Source organism: Solibacillus sp. FSL K6-1554 (genome assembly GCF_038005185.1).
Classification (GTDB): Bacteria; Bacillota; Bacilli; order Bacillales_A; family Planococcaceae; genus Solibacillus; species Solibacillus silvestris.
The window spans coordinates 598,885-613,223 of the sequence record NZ_JBBOSS010000001.1; the positions used below are offsets into that span (position 1 = coordinate 598,885).

Below are 14,339 nucleotides of genomic sequence, written 5' to 3' on the forward strand. Positions count from 1 at the left end.
TGATTATGTTACATGATTACGATATTCAAAATGAATCCAATCTATTTTTAGCGATTGCTAAATTACTAATAAGTGTTTTATTTTTATATTGTGCTGCTACATTTATACCTACTTTCGTAGATGATATCCGCATTGATCAAGGAGAAAGCAATGACCAGTTAAAATTCCGCGTTATTGCCAACAGTTCGACAAATGCCGACCAACTCATCAAGTATGAGGTAGTGGAAACAATTCAAACCTATTTGCAAAATACTCCTGAATTTTCAGAAGATATCCACAGTGTGGAAAACATGTATCAGGAAATTCAGAAAACTTACCCACAATTAAAAATTACCTATAAGTTTGGGGATAACTTAATTCCTCCGAAATGGGTGGCTGGTCAGTTTTATCCGCAAAAAGAATATTATTCTGTTAACTTCATTATTGGGCAAGGTCGTGGCGAAAACTGGTTCTGTGCAGTATTCCCAACGCTTTGTATAGTTAATGAGCCGGTGGAAAATGAACGGCCGCCATTTTTTATTGCTGAATGGTGGGAGAAACATATGGAAAAAAGTGATCCACAAAACACAGAAGAACTTGTAGAAAATGATCCAACTTACTCACAATTTGTGGATAGTTAAACGGAACATTTAGAGAAAGGAGGAAAAGTAATGCACACTTTTCAATTAAATGTGGATGAATTTGTGGATAATTCAGAAAATTATACACAGGCTGTGGATTTATTAAATAATGGCGAAATAGTCGCTTTTCCGACAGAAACCGTATATGGCTTGGGTGCAGTTGCGACAAATGAGCAAGCAGTGAAGAAAATATTCGCTGCAAAAGGACGACCTTCGGATAATCCATTGATTGTTCATATCGGAACGGTGGAAGAAGTATCGCTGTATACAACAAATATTTCGGAAGTTGCCCAAAATTGTATGGAGGCTTTTTGGCCAGGTCCATTGACGCTTGTTATGGATGTTAAGCCGAATGTTTTAGCGCCGAGTGTTACGGCAGGATTAGATACTGTTGGAATTCGTATGCCCGATCATCCAGTAGCACTGGAACTTCTTCAAACATTAAAGAAACCGTTAGCCGCGCCAAGTGCGAATCGCAGCGGCAAGCCTAGCCCGACGAAAGCTGAACATGTATTTGAGGATTTGCAAAACATTATTCCTTGTATTTTGGATGGAGGAGTGACGGGAATCGGACTTGAATCGACCGTTTTGGATGTCACACTGGATACACCCGTTATTTTGCGTCCGGGCGGAGTGACGAAAGAAATGCTCGAAGCAGTAATTGGACCAGTTGTTGAGCCAAGTCTGGAACAGCAGAAAATTGATTCGACACCGAAAGCGCCTGGTATGAAATATACCCATTATGCTCCGGATGCACCTGTCTATTTAATAGAAGCAAATAAAAAAGCGATTGAAACGGCTATTGCCGAATTAAAACCGGTACATAAAGTGGCCTTATTGGCACCGCAAAACTTTGAAGAGATCGAGGCCGATTATTATTTTTCATTCGGAAGTGCACATGATCTCGAACAAATGAGCGCTTCACTATATGATGCATTGCGTTCATGCGATAAAACGGATGCTACAATTATTTTAGCGACAGCAACATCAAAAACCGGTGTTGGTACAGCGATTATGAACCGTCTGGAAAAAGCTGCAGGCGGCAAATGGTATTCACTTTAAAAAATCAAACCACATCTTATAACAATGGGATGTGGTTTTTGTGTATAAACAAAAGGATATTTCCCCGCCCAAAAGCATAAATTACAACAGCGCTTAGTGGAAGAGGGGAATAGATGCAAGAAGTAGTTGCCGGGATCTTAATGTCGTTCGATGTCGTTGCACTGTATTTAATTGCTACAAATGTTAAGGCGAAATGGTTATTAGCTTTATGGACGGCCTTTTTACATATGCTTTTTCCGTTACTCGGTTACCGCTTTGGGGAATGGCTTGCCGTCTATTTAACAAACTGGGCATCAGGTCTTTCTACATTATTATTGTTTTTTGTTGGACTGCAATTACTGCTCTCGAAGAAAGATGAAAGTTTTCCTGCGATGTCTTTACCGATAATTGCGATTTTTGCAAGTATTGACACCTTTTCAGTTAGCCTATCTTTTGGTATGCTAAATTTACAAAAATATGTTTTTGTTATTAGTGCCGGCCTCTCGACATTCATATTGTCATATGCGGCATTGGTAATAGCGCAAAAATCACCAATATTTAAGAATAATGCATTAAAGAAAGTAGCAGGTCTCCTCTTGATTATTATGAGTGTGATGCTACTAAAATGGTAAATTAGAGGGTGTGAGGAACATTAATATTTATTTTATTTGTACAGGCAACACGTGTAGAAGTCCTATGGCAGCAGCAATTTTACAAGCAAAAAACTATGAGAATATTACTGTGCGTTCAGCAGGTATTTATGCTCACGAAGGCAGTGACATGTCCCTGAACGCAAAGGAAATATTGCATAGAAAAAATATTTCGCAATCGCACCGTTCATCCCGATTTACGGTAGAAGATGCACAATGGGCTGACCTGATTTTAACGATGACGACCGCTCATAAAGAGATGGTCCTCCGTTTAGTAGAAGAAGCGGCACATAAAACGTTTACGCTAAATGAGTATGTAGCGATGGAAACTGGCTTGGATATTCAAGATCCATTCGGTGGAAACCTGCAAGTATATGAACAAACATACGAGCAATTGAACGAAGCAATCAACAAGCTGGAAACGAAATTGAAATTGGAGGATAAAATTTAACATGAACTCTCAGAAAAAGGTCTTTAGTCTGCGCAAGAAGCTCGTATTATTTGTCGGGATATTAGCGCTGATTACCTACACTTGCAGTTTTGTATTTATCGAATACTTACGCCCAATGTTTTTTGAATCGACAAGCACAAGCGTATTTCAGATTATTACCTATTTATTAGGGATCTTCTGGTCTTGTGCATTGGCTGCGGTATTTGGTTTAGTCATTGTTCGCCCATTACAGCAATTGGAGCGCAGTGCAAACCATGTAGCGGAAGGTAAAATCGGACAAGATGTCGAAATGCCGAAAACCAATGATGAAATCCGTTCAGTAGCAGAGGCATTCCAAACAATGGTGATCAATTTGCGCAAGATGGTAAACGGGATTGAAGACAATTATAAGTCAACCGATGAAACGATTTTGAAGCTGTCGGAAGAAAGTATTTCTGTAACGAACAACGCTGAGCAAATTACAAGCAATATTAGCCAGATTTCATTGGGGGCTGAATCTTCGGCGGTTGCCATTCAAGAAACAGTGGAAGCCATTGAAGAAGTTCGCACATTAGCTGCGGAAGTGAACAATAAAGCGTTACATACAGCAAGTCGCTCAAAAAATCTTTTAACAAACTTAACGTCTACAACAGATGCCATCCATGGCGTTGTAAACAGTATTAAAAAAATCGCAACAGATAATGAAAATTCATTAGTAAATATTCGTGAGCTAGAAAAAAATGCCGAGCAGATTGAACGGATTATAGGTTTAGTAGGCGATATCGCAGGACAGACGAATCTGCTTGCATTAAATGCATCGATTGAAGCTGCACGAGCAGGTGAGCATGGGAAAGGCTTTGCGGTTGTGGCAGAGGAAGTGCGCGGTCTGGCGGATGAGAGTGCAAGTGCTGTTCAGGGGATTACAACATTGATCCACACAATGCAGCATAATGTATCGGTTGTCGTTAAACAGATGAACGAACAAGTATCATTTGCGGTAAATGAATCGTCACGTGTTTCTGAAACTACGTCGGCAGTAGAAGGCATGACAAAATCCGTTTATGAAATGGCAGATGATGTCGTCCAAATCTCGGATTTAGTCGCACAGCAAATGAAAAATATCGAACATACATCACACCAGTCACAGGAAGTGGCGGCAATTGCCGAACAAACTTCTGCAAGCGCTCAAGAAGTAACGTCTGCTTCATTGGAACAGGCTGAAGCGATCAAGCAAGTAGAAGAACTGGCAAGTAATTTAAAGCAACAGTCTGCCGAGCTTTATCGAATGATTCAACAATTCGACCGCACACAGTAGATGGGAAGATCGTTTTAAAATACCGAATGGATAAACGGGCATGGTTTATCTATTGGGTATTTTTTATTTGAAGGATGTTTTCTAATATCGAGGTGAGATTTTCTAATAACCGCGGTAAAGTTCTAATAAAATGTCAATCTTCTAATATATTGGCTGCTTGTTCTAAAATCCTTTTCAGATTTGCTAATAAAGGTTATCGATGTTCAAATAAACGTGGGCGATTTTCTAATATCCAAAGTGAAAGTTCTAATAAACACTACCATGCTTTCAAAATCACGAACCCGTTTCAAAAACAAAAAGACTGGGTATGGTACACTATTGTTTACAATAATTAGTCCTGGGGGGATTTATATTGAACAAGATGAAGTACTGGTTACTAATGGGTGTAGTCGTAGCAGGTCTCGCTGCATGTGGTGATGCGGAGGACGCGGATACGACAGATTCTGTTGATTCTACACCAACCGAATCGACTGAATCATCCGGAGAAAAGGACGCAGCTGAAACTTCAGATGTCTCGGCAGGTGAAAAAGTGGCAAATGCCAGCTGTGTAGGATGTCATGGTGGAGACTTAACGGGATCAATGGGACCGGACTTAACGAACACTTCTTTATCAAAAGAGGAAATCGTGAATGTACTAGTCAATGGTAAGGGTGCAATGCCGAAGGGTACAGCAGATGGCGAAGAAGAAGCGGTAGCAGAATATATTTTATCATTACAATAATTGTTAAAGGCCTGCTCATAGTCAATGAGCGGTCTTTTTTTAGTAAAACAAATTGTGCAAAAGCTTTTTAACATAACAAACTCACGTAAAGCTGAACATTACCATAATTAATAATGAATAAATATAAGAATATTACTAAAAAGTTAACAATACACTATAATTGTTGTCGTAATATTCGTCTTTATGCATGTATTTTGAAAGTTATTCGGAAAAGACGTGTTATTCTTCTGGAATAAATGGTACACTGATGGTGAATATAATAAGTAAATAAAATCGAGGCAGGAGGGATCTTCATGAGAATTGCAATTTCTTCAGATCACGGCGGTAATAATTTACGTAAAGAGATTATGTCACTACTTGATGAAATGTCAATCAGTTATGAAGACTTTGGTCCACAAACGGACGAGTCAGTAGATTACCCGGACTATGCACGTCCAGTAGCTGAGAGAGTAGCTGCAGGGGAATTTGACAGAGGAATTTTAATTTGCGGGACTGGAATTGGGATTTCGATTGCTGCAAACAAATTTAAAGGGATTCGTTGTGCACTTGTACATGACGTGTTCTCGGCAAAAGCGACACGTTGTCACAATGACTCAAACGTTTTAGCAATGGGTGAGCGTGTAATCGGTCCAGGGCTGGCACGTGAGATTGTTGCAACTTGGTTGGATACACAGTTTGAAGGCGGTCGTCATATTCGCCGTGTTGAAAAGATAACTGAAATCGAAGAAGGGTAACAGATGGTGATTCAATGACAAACTTACACGATTTGCAAAAAGATTTAGCGCAAGCATTATCCGAATTTGAGCAACAAGTGAAGTTTTCTGAAGGTCAGCTATTTGTCATCGGCTGTTCCACATCGGAAGTGATGGGTGAGAAGATTGGAACAGCTGGTGCATTCGATGTAGCGCAAGTTCTATACAAAGAATTTTCAATATTCGCGCAAAGACATAAAATTCACTTAGTTTTCCAAGGCTGCGAGCATATTAACCGAGCGCTGACACTCGAGGCTGCAGCTGCTAAAATGTACCATTTAGAACCTGTTTCGGTCATTCCGGTCCGTACAGCAGGTGGCTCTATGTCTGCATACGCTTTTACACAAATGGATGATCCTGTAATTGTGGAAACCATCCAAGCACATTACGGGATTGATATCGGTCAAACATTAATCGGCATGCACTTAAAAGCGGTTGCTGTGCCTTTACGAACATCTGTTAAGCAATTAGGCGATGCAGTCATTACGTTAGCGACAACACGTCCGAAACTTATCGGTGGAGAACGTGCGCAATATACTGTAACACCTTAACGTTACATATATCATTTTGAATTGGAAACTCCGATCGAATCGGAAGTACATTTAGGGGGATTTGAAAATGGCATTTGAAAAATTAGCAGGACAAGACAAGGCAATTTTAGACGCAATTTTATTAGAGAAAAAACGTCAAAACACAAACATCGAACTAATCGCATCAGAAAACTTCGTATCGGAAGCTGTAATGGAAGCACAAGGTTCATATTTAACAAATAAATATGCGGAAGGTTATCCTGGCAAACGCTATTATGGCGGTTGTGAACATGTAGACGTAGTTGAAAACATTGCGCGTGACCGTGCAAAAGAATTATTCGGTGCAGCATATGTTAACGTTCAGCCACACTCAGGTGCACAAGCGAACATGGCAGTTTACCATACAGTTTTAAAACCTGGTGATACAGTACTTGGTATGAACTTATCACACGGCGGTCACTTAACACATGGTTCACCAGTAAACTTCTCTGGCATTCTTTATAATTTCGTAGAATACGGTGTAACTGAAGATACAAACTTAATAGATTATGAAGATGTTCGCCAAAAAGCATTGGAATCAAAGCCAAAATTAATCGTTGCTGGTGCATCAGCTTATCCTCGTGCAATTGACTTTGAAAAGTTCCGTGAGATCGCGGATGAAGTCGGTGCATATTTCATGGTTGACATGGCACATATTGCCGGCTTAGTAGCAGCAGGCGAGCACCAAAATCCAGTACCATATGCAGATTTCGTAACGACAACAACTCATAAAACGTTACGTGGTCCACGTGGCGGTATGATTTTAACGAAAGATGAAAAATGGGAAAAAGAATTAAATAAATCAGTATTCCCAGGTATTCAAGGCGGTCCATTAATGCATGTCATCGCTGCAAAAGCAGTATCTTTCGGCGAAGCATTACAACCGGAATTTAAAGATTACGCAAAACAAATTAAAGCAAATGCAGCTGCACTTGCAAAATCTTTAATGGATGAAGGTGTTGAAATCGTATCAGGCGGTACAGATAACCACTTACTTCTATTAAATGTAAAATCTTTAGGGTTAACAGGTAAAGTAGCTGAGCATGTATTGGATGAAGTGGCTATTACAACAAATAAAAACACAATTCCATTTGATACAGAATCACCATTCGTAACATCAGGTATCCGTGTAGGTACAGCAGCTGTAACTTCTCGTGGTTTCAAAGAAGAAGATGTAATTGAAGTTGGTAAAATCATCGCTTCAGTTCTTAAAAATCATGAAGATGCAGCAGTAAAAGAAGAGGCACGCAAACGTGTTGAAGCTCTTACAGCAAAATATCCTTTATACGCATAATTGAGTATATGCCTTTCTATTTACAGATTTGTAGATAGAAAGGTTTTTTTAATGAAAGAAATAACGCATAGACAGACAACTACCAGCGAATGCTAGTGTAGAATACATTTGTTATTTAATTATTTTAGAAAAAGGGCGATTTTTAAAACATTACCGTCATAGTTTTCGTTGACTTTATTTTCTGTTATACTAATTTAGATAAACAACAGTTAGGAGATGTCAACGTGAGTAAAGTATACGTATTTGACCACCCATTAATCCAACATAAGTTAACTTATATTCGAGATAAAGAAACGGGAACAAAAGAATTTCGGGAGTTAGTTGATGAAGTAGCAACATTAATGGCTTTTGAAATAACTCGTGATTTACCGTTGGAAGAAATTGAAGTAGAAACACCTGTAACGAAGGCAAAAGCAAAAGTATTATCAGGGAAGAAAATGGCGATTGTTCCAATTTTACGTGCAGGTATCGGAATGGTAGATGGCGTATTAAAATTAATTCCTGCTGCAAAAGTAGGGCATATTGGTCTTTACCGTGATCCGGAAACATTAAAGCCAGTAGAATATTATGCAAAACTTCCAGCAGACGTTGAAGAGCGTGACTTCATTATTGTTGACCCGATGTTAGCAACGGGTGGATCAGCTGTTGAAGCGATTAATTCACTGAAAAAACGAGGCGCTAAAAGCATTAAGTTTATGTGTCTGATCGCAGCTCCAGAAGGTGTGGAAGAAATTCAAAGAAATCACTCTGACGTAGATATTTACATCGCATCTCTAGATGAAAAATTAAATGATCATGGCTATATCGTACCAGGCTTGGGTGATGCCGGGGATCGTTTATTCGGAACAAAATAATAAATAAACGAGGCGCCCGTAAGCAGTTGCGGGCGTTTTCTTTTAAAGCTGCAAGTACTCTAAACACGTTAAGATAAATTGAAATTATAGATTAGACAAGGAGAAGAATGATGACGAAGAAGTTTAAAGTTATGACGATTTTTGGCACACGTCCGGAAGCAATTAAAATGGCACCTTTAGTGCTGGAACTGGAAAAGCATCCGGAGCAAATTGAATCGATTGTTACTGTAACGGCCCAGCACCGTCAAATGCTTGACCAAGTGCTGGAAACATTTAAAATTAAACCGGATTATGATTTAAATATTATGAAAGACCGTCAAACATTAGTGGATGTAGCGACAAATGCGCTTTTAGGACTGGACCGTGTAATGAAAGAAGCGAAGCCTGATATCGTGTTAGTACATGGTGACACGGCGACTACTTTTGTTGGAAGTCTGGCTGCTTTCTACAATCAAATTGCAATTGGCCATGTTGAAGCAGGGCTTCGTACAGGACAAAAATATTCACCTTATCCTGAAGAGATGAACCGTCAGTTAACAGGTGTAATGGCAGATCTGCATTTTTCACCAACTGAGCAATCACGTGCAAACCTGCTAAAGGAAAACAAACCGGCAGAAGCAATTTTCGTAACGGGTAACACGGCTATTGATGCTTTAAAAACAACAGTAAGTGAACACTATACGCATCCGGTAATTGAAAAAATGGGTACAGACCGCATGATTTTATTAACAGCACACCGTCGTGAAAATCTTGGTGAGCCAATGCGTAATATGTTCCGTGCAATAATGCGTCTGTTGAGCGAGCATGAGGATGTTCAAGTTGTTTATCCAGTGCATATGAATCCGGCTGTTCGCGAAGTAGCCAATGAAATTTTAGGGGATAACCCGCGTGTTCATTTAATCGAACCGTTGGAAGTATTTGATTTCCACAATTTTGCTGCCCGCTCTTACATGATTTTAACGGATTCTGGCGGTGTGCAGGAAGAAGCGCCATCTTTAGGGAAGCCGGTGCTCGTATTACGTGATACCACAGAGCGTCCTGAAGGAATTGCTGCAGGTACTTTGAAGCTTGCGGGAACAGACGAAGAAGTTATTTACAAAATGGCAAAAGAATTGTTAATAAATGACGAAGCATATGAGGCGATGGCACATGCATCGAATCCATATGGAGATGGATATGCTTCGGAGCGTATTGTGGAAGCATTACTGCAATTTGCTCAAAAACAGTTAGTAAAAGAAAATGAAACTGCCGAAAAAGTAGAAATTCGTTAATCCAAAATATTACTGAAATTGACTTAAAAATATACTTGACAACAGGAGTTAGCATTTAACTCCTGTTGTCAAGTATTAAATTCGTTATTATTGCTAAAAAATTTTTTCTTGGATATGAAAAGTGTAACGTGATGGAAAAAACGCATGAAATAGCGAATTTTAGCGTTAGTGAAAAAATGCAAAAAATATTTATGCATAACTATACACAAATTTGTCAACAATTTGACAAGGAATGTATCTATGTGAAGTTTTTCACCATTACTAATTGACATCAAAAACCCCCTATTGTATGCTTACAAAGGGTAAGAATGATAAGAGTTTCGCCTAGTCAAAAGACGTTGAAACGCTTGTTATATCAAGTTTCTACTAGATTGACAGTTGAAACGAAACTCGTCAATTTGCAACGTTCTATGCGTCTGGATGAAGTCCGTTAAGATTAAGAGACAATTAGAAGTATGAAATGAATGCCCACTTTAGAATTGCTCTGTTGTGGAAATTATTTACTACTTGTAATGGCCTCTAATTTTGTAGTGCATTGACTACGTTTTAAATTCATTTAATGGTCGATGAACACTTTCTTTACTCGAAAAAAGTTTCAGGAGATTAACTGCCAATGCTAAATTTGCATCACGTTTTTGCAATGCAGAAGAAAGCGTTCTTTTTTTTGCTTGCTATTTGTACGTTAGGCTGGGGATTTTCGCCATATGATTCTATATTTGCTGGTATAACCCTAGGTGCGTTCTTTGGTACGTATAATTTTTGGATTTTACTTCGACGTATGGAAAAATTTGACCGTTCCATTAGTGAAGGGACAAAAGTAGCATCTATCGGTACAGCGCTTCGCTTTGGATCAGGTGTTGCCGCAGTCGCAATCGCAATATCGTTGCCACAATATTTTCACTTAATAAGCACGGTCATTGGGCTGATGATTCCGTACATCTTTTTAGTAGTAGAAAGAGTAGTACATCATATAAAAAGCCACTAAGGTGCATTTGAAAGAGAGGTGAATGCAAAAATGGATCATACAGCTCCAGAGCTACATTTGGATTTAGGCTTTATGACGCTTACTTTCAACTTATCTACAGTACTAACTCTCTTAGTAGCTGCAATCATCGTATTTATTATCGCTTTTGTTTCAACACGTACACTTGCGTTAAAACCGACTGGTATGCAGAACTTCATGGAATGGATTATGGATTTCGTGAAAAATATTATTAAGAGCAACATGGACTGGAAAACTGGTGGACGTTTCCACATTCTTGGGATTACATTAATCATGTTCATTGCAGTGTCCAACTTACTTGGTTTACCAATGGGTGGTATTGCTTACGGCAGCGATTTATGGTGGAAATCACCAACAGCCGATCCAGTCGTAACAATGACATTAGCGTCGATGGTTCTAGTTTTAACACAGTATTACGGTGTGAAAATGCAAGGTACAGGTGGTTATGCTAAAACGTTCTTCCAACCAATGTCATTTATGTTCCCGTTAAAAGTTATTGAAGAGTTTGCAAATACGCTAACTCTAGGTCTACGTCTTTACGGTAACATTTATGCCGGCGAGATTTTACTAACGTTACTAACTGGTTTAGCAGTTTCAAGTGCGTTTGGTTTCTTCGGTGCAATCGTACCAATGATGGCGTGGATGGGATTCTCGATCTTCATCGGGTTTATCCAAGCTTTCATTTTCACAATGTTAACGATGGTATACATGGCTCACAAAGTGAGTACAGACCATTAATTATAAGTTTCCGCATTCAATGTAGTGCGGTGATTTGAACCAAAAAAAATTACAACATCCAAGGAGGATATTATCAAATGGTAGGTTCAGTAGGTTTATTAGCAGCAGCAATCGCAATCGGTTTAGCAGCACTAGGTGCAGGTATTGGTAACGGTTTAATCGTTTCAAAAACAGTAGAAGGTATCGCTCGTCAACCAGAAGCACGTGGCGCACTTCAAACTACAATGTTCATCGGGGTAGCTTTAGTAGAAGCATTACCGATCATCGCAGTAGTAATCGCATTCATCGTAATGAACCAATAGTCTTCATTAAGATTATTAAAATCCAGTGGCGAAGTAGACTTCTTTTGAAACCCTTCGCCATTCGTTTTGTGTAAATAAGATATACCTTTTTTTATTTAATATTAATTACGAACAAAAAGTATGACAAAATATAGATTTAATTCAAGCTCTTGAAGGGAGTGAAACAATCGTGTTTTTAGACTATCTTGCACTAGGTGCAGGCGCAACTGGACTCAACTTAGGTGATGCAATTGCGACGTTAGTGATTTTCTTAGGTTTAATGGCACTTCTTAAAAAGTTCGCTTGGGGTCCTTTAATGGGTATCATGCGCGAGCGTGAAGAGCTGGTTGCAAGCGGAATCGATGCAGCTGAAAAAGCTAAAAAAGAAACACAAGCACTATTAGAAGAACAAAAGAGCCTTCTTAAAGAAGCTCGCACAGAAGCGCAATCAATCATTGAGAACGCTAAAAAGCAAGGCGAAGCAACTCGCGAAGAAATCGTGGTAACTGCACGCGCTGAAGCGAACCGTCTAAAAGAATCTGCTGTTCGTGATATCGAAGCAGAAAGAGAAAAAGCAATCGCTGCTGTACGTGAAGAAGTAGTTTCATTATCAGTACTTGCTGCGTCTAAAGTTCTTGGGAAAGAAATTTCTGAAGCAGACAATAGCGCATTAATTAAAGAAACGATTGCGAAGGCAGGCGAAGCGAAATGAGTCAATCGACTGTAGCAAATCGCTATGCTCAAGCAATTTATGAATTAGCATTAAGCAACAACCTTCTTGCTGAAGTAGGTGCAGATTTACGTGAGATCAAAACAGTATTGGCTACGAACGAAGAGTTTATGGCATTACTTACTGCTCCGAAAATTTCTACTGATCGTAAGAAAGAGCTTATCGCTCAAATTCTAACGGGTGCACAGCCAATCGTTGTAAACATGGTTCAATTCTTAATCGAAAAGAAACGTTTAAACGAATTAACTGCTGTAGCAGACCAATATCAAGCATTATCAGCTGCCGCTCAAGGTACTGCAGATGCAAAAGTTTACTCAACGCGTGAATTAACGGATGGCGAACGTGCAGAAATTTCTGCTGCTTTCGGCAAGTTAGTCGGCAAAGGGCAACTTAACATTACAAACATTATCGATGCGTCATTAATTGGTGGCGTACGCGTTCAAATCGGCAACTATATTTTCGACAGCACTGTAGCGTCTAAGCTAGAGGACTTAAAACGAACATTAGTTGGCTAAATCTTAAGAAATGTGAGAGGTGAACATACATGGGCATCAAAGCTGAAGAAATCAGCAGTCTGATTAAACAGCAGATTGAAGGTTATCAATCGGAATTAAAAGTAAGCGAAGTAGGTACAGTTATCACTGTTGGTGACGGTATCGCTCGTGCTCATGGCCTCGACAACGCCATGGCTGGAGAGCTTTTAGAGTTCTCAAACGGTGTTATGGGTATGGCACAAAACCTAGAAGAAGGTAACGTTGGTATCGTAATTTTAGGAGACTACCTAGGCATCAAAGAAGGCGATGAGGTTCGTCGTACAGGTCGTATTATGGAAGTACCAGTTGGTGAAGCACTAATTGGCCGTGTTGTAAACCCACTTGGTATGCCAGTGGATGGATTAGGTCCAATCAACACAACAAAATCTCGTCCAATCGAAAGTCCAGCTTTCGGTGTAATGGCACGTAAATCAGTACATGAGCCATTACAAACAGGTATCAAAGCGATCGACGCTTTAGTACCAATCGGTCGTGGTCAACGTGAGTTAATCATCGGTGACCGTCAAGTTGGTAAAACATCTGTAGCGATCGATACAATCTTAAACCAACAAGGCGAAGATATGATCTGTATCTACGTTGCAATTGGTCAAAAAGAATCAACTGTACGTAACGTAGTTGAAACTTTCCGTAAACACGGTGCATTAGATTACACAATCGTTGTAACAGCTTCTGCATCACAACCAGCACCATTACTATACCTTGCTCCTTTCGCAGGTGTATCTATGGCAGAAGAATTCATGTTAGATGGTAAGCACGTTTTAATCGTGTATGATGACTTAACAAAACAAGCATCAGCATACCGTGAACTTTCACTTCTTCTACGCCGTCCTCCAGGTCGTGAAGCTTACCCTGGTGACGTATTCTACTTACACAGCCGTCTACTTGAGCGTGCTGCGAAGTTAAACGAAACATACAAAAACGGTTCGATTACAGCGCTTCCATTCGTAGAAACGCAAGCGGGCGATATCTCTGCATATATCCCAACAAACGTAATCTCAATCACAGATGGTCAAATCTTCTTACAATCTGACTTATTCAACTCTGGTGTACGTCCTGCGATCAACGCTGGTTTATCAGTATCACGTGTAGGTGGTTCTGCTCAAATCAAAGCGATGAAAAAGGTAGCGGGTACATTACGTCTTGACTTGGCAGCATTCCGTGAGTTAGAGTCATTCGCTCAGTTCGGATCTGACTTAGACGCAATCACACTTGCTAAATTAGAGCGTGGTAAACGTACAGTTGAAGTTTTAAAACAAGACTTAAACAAACCACTTAAAGTTGAAAAACAAGTTGCGATCCTTTATGCATTAACTAAAGGTCACTTAGATGATATTCCAGTACAAGACATCGTTCGTTTCGAAAACGAATTCTTAAGCTGGTTAGATACAAACCACACAAATGTTTTAGATCATGTTCGTACAACTAAAGAACTTGCTCCAGACGCAGAGTATGTTGAAGCTATCAATGCGTTCAAAAAGACTTTCGCTAAATCTGAGTAAGAATTGAACGGTTTTTC

17 protein-coding genes are annotated in these 14,339 nt (G+C 39.5%); all 17 read left to right on the forward strand.

What is annotated here, in order from left to right:
* Positions 1–5: 5 nt before the first annotated feature.
* Positions 6–620: a stage II sporulation protein R gene (locus MHB58_RS02985; RefSeq protein ID WP_008404472.1), complete on the forward strand. Its 615-nt coding sequence runs from the start codon at positions 6–8 to the stop codon at positions 618–620.
* A gap of 30 nt (positions 621–650) precedes the next feature.
* Positions 651–1,682 (forward strand): L-threonylcarbamoyladenylate synthase, encoded by a 1,032-nt coding sequence (locus MHB58_RS02990; protein ID WP_014824732.1) that lies wholly within the window; start codon positions 651–653, stop codon positions 1,680–1,682.
* A 113-nt stretch (positions 1,683–1,795) separates the two neighbouring features.
* Positions 1,796–2,293, forward strand: coding sequence for a manganese efflux pump (locus tag MHB58_RS02995; protein ID WP_008404468.1), 498 nt, complete (start codon positions 1,796–1,798; stop codon positions 2,291–2,293).
* A gap of 19 nt (positions 2,294–2,312) precedes the next feature.
* Positions 2,313–2,762 carry a low molecular weight protein arginine phosphatase gene (locus MHB58_RS03000; protein ID WP_081483473.1) on the forward strand — a complete coding sequence of 150 codons (450 nt, stop codon included), beginning with the start codon at positions 2,313–2,315 and terminating at the stop codon, positions 2,760–2,762.
* 1 nt (position 2,763) lies between these two features.
* Complete coding sequence (locus tag MHB58_RS03005; RefSeq protein WP_340734636.1) at positions 2,764–4,056, forward strand: methyl-accepting chemotaxis protein; 1,293 nt, start codon at positions 2,764–2,766, stop codon at positions 4,054–4,056.
* A gap of 361 nt (positions 4,057–4,417) precedes the next feature.
* Positions 4,418–4,777, forward strand: coding sequence for a c-type cytochrome (locus MHB58_RS03010; protein ID WP_232504567.1), 360 nt, complete (start codon positions 4,418–4,420; stop codon positions 4,775–4,777).
* A 293-nt stretch (positions 4,778–5,070) separates the two neighbouring features.
* Positions 5,071–5,511, forward strand: coding sequence for a ribose 5-phosphate isomerase B (rpiB, locus tag MHB58_RS03015; RefSeq protein ID WP_008404461.1), 441 nt, complete (start codon positions 5,071–5,073; stop codon positions 5,509–5,511).
* A gap of 14 nt (positions 5,512–5,525) precedes the next feature.
* Positions 5,526–6,080 (forward strand): TIGR01440 family protein, encoded by a 555-nt coding sequence (locus tag MHB58_RS03020; protein WP_065216613.1) that lies wholly within the window; start codon positions 5,526–5,528, stop codon positions 6,078–6,080.
* A gap of 67 nt (positions 6,081–6,147) precedes the next feature.
* Positions 6,148–7,392: a serine hydroxymethyltransferase gene (gene glyA / locus MHB58_RS03025; RefSeq protein ID WP_340734637.1), complete on the forward strand. Its 1,245-nt coding sequence runs from the start codon at positions 6,148–6,150 to the stop codon at positions 7,390–7,392.
* 224 nt (positions 7,393–7,616) lie between these two features.
* Entirely contained in the window at positions 7,617–8,246 is a 630-nt protein-coding gene (gene upp / locus MHB58_RS03030) for a uracil phosphoribosyltransferase (RefSeq protein WP_008404456.1), read from the forward strand.
* A gap of 110 nt (positions 8,247–8,356) precedes the next feature.
* Positions 8,357–9,517: a non-hydrolyzing UDP-N-acetylglucosamine 2-epimerase gene (gene wecB / locus MHB58_RS03035; RefSeq protein ID WP_340734638.1), complete on the forward strand. Its 1,161-nt coding sequence runs from the start codon at positions 8,357–8,359 to the stop codon at positions 9,515–9,517.
* 613 nt (positions 9,518–10,130) lie between these two features.
* Positions 10,131–10,502, forward strand: coding sequence for an ATP synthase subunit I (locus MHB58_RS03040; RefSeq protein ID WP_339263748.1), 372 nt, complete (start codon positions 10,131–10,133; stop codon positions 10,500–10,502).
* A gap of 30 nt (positions 10,503–10,532) precedes the next feature.
* Positions 10,533–11,258 (forward strand): F0F1 ATP synthase subunit A, encoded by a 726-nt coding sequence (atpB, locus tag MHB58_RS03045; protein ID WP_008404452.1) that lies wholly within the window; start codon positions 10,533–10,535, stop codon positions 11,256–11,258.
* A 77-nt stretch (positions 11,259–11,335) separates the two neighbouring features.
* Positions 11,336–11,560, forward strand: a complete 225-nt coding sequence (atpE, locus tag MHB58_RS03050) for a F0F1 ATP synthase subunit C (RefSeq protein WP_008404451.1) — start codon at positions 11,336–11,338, stop codon at positions 11,558–11,560.
* A gap of 169 nt (positions 11,561–11,729) precedes the next feature.
* Positions 11,730–12,251 (forward strand): F0F1 ATP synthase subunit B, encoded by a 522-nt coding sequence (gene atpF / locus MHB58_RS03055; RefSeq protein ID WP_008404450.1) that lies wholly within the window; start codon positions 11,730–11,732, stop codon positions 12,249–12,251.
* Positions 12,248–12,784: a F0F1 ATP synthase subunit delta gene (locus tag MHB58_RS03060; protein WP_008404449.1), complete on the forward strand. Its 537-nt coding sequence runs from the start codon at positions 12,248–12,250 to the stop codon at positions 12,782–12,784. Before atpF ends, MHB58_RS03060 begins: the two co-directional genes overlap by 4 nt.
* A 29-nt stretch (positions 12,785–12,813) precedes the next feature.
* Positions 12,814–14,322 (forward strand): F0F1 ATP synthase subunit alpha, encoded by a 1,509-nt coding sequence (gene atpA, locus MHB58_RS03065; protein ID WP_008404448.1) that lies wholly within the window; start codon positions 12,814–12,816, stop codon positions 14,320–14,322.
* The last annotated feature ends 17 nt before the right edge of the window (positions 14,323–14,339 follow it).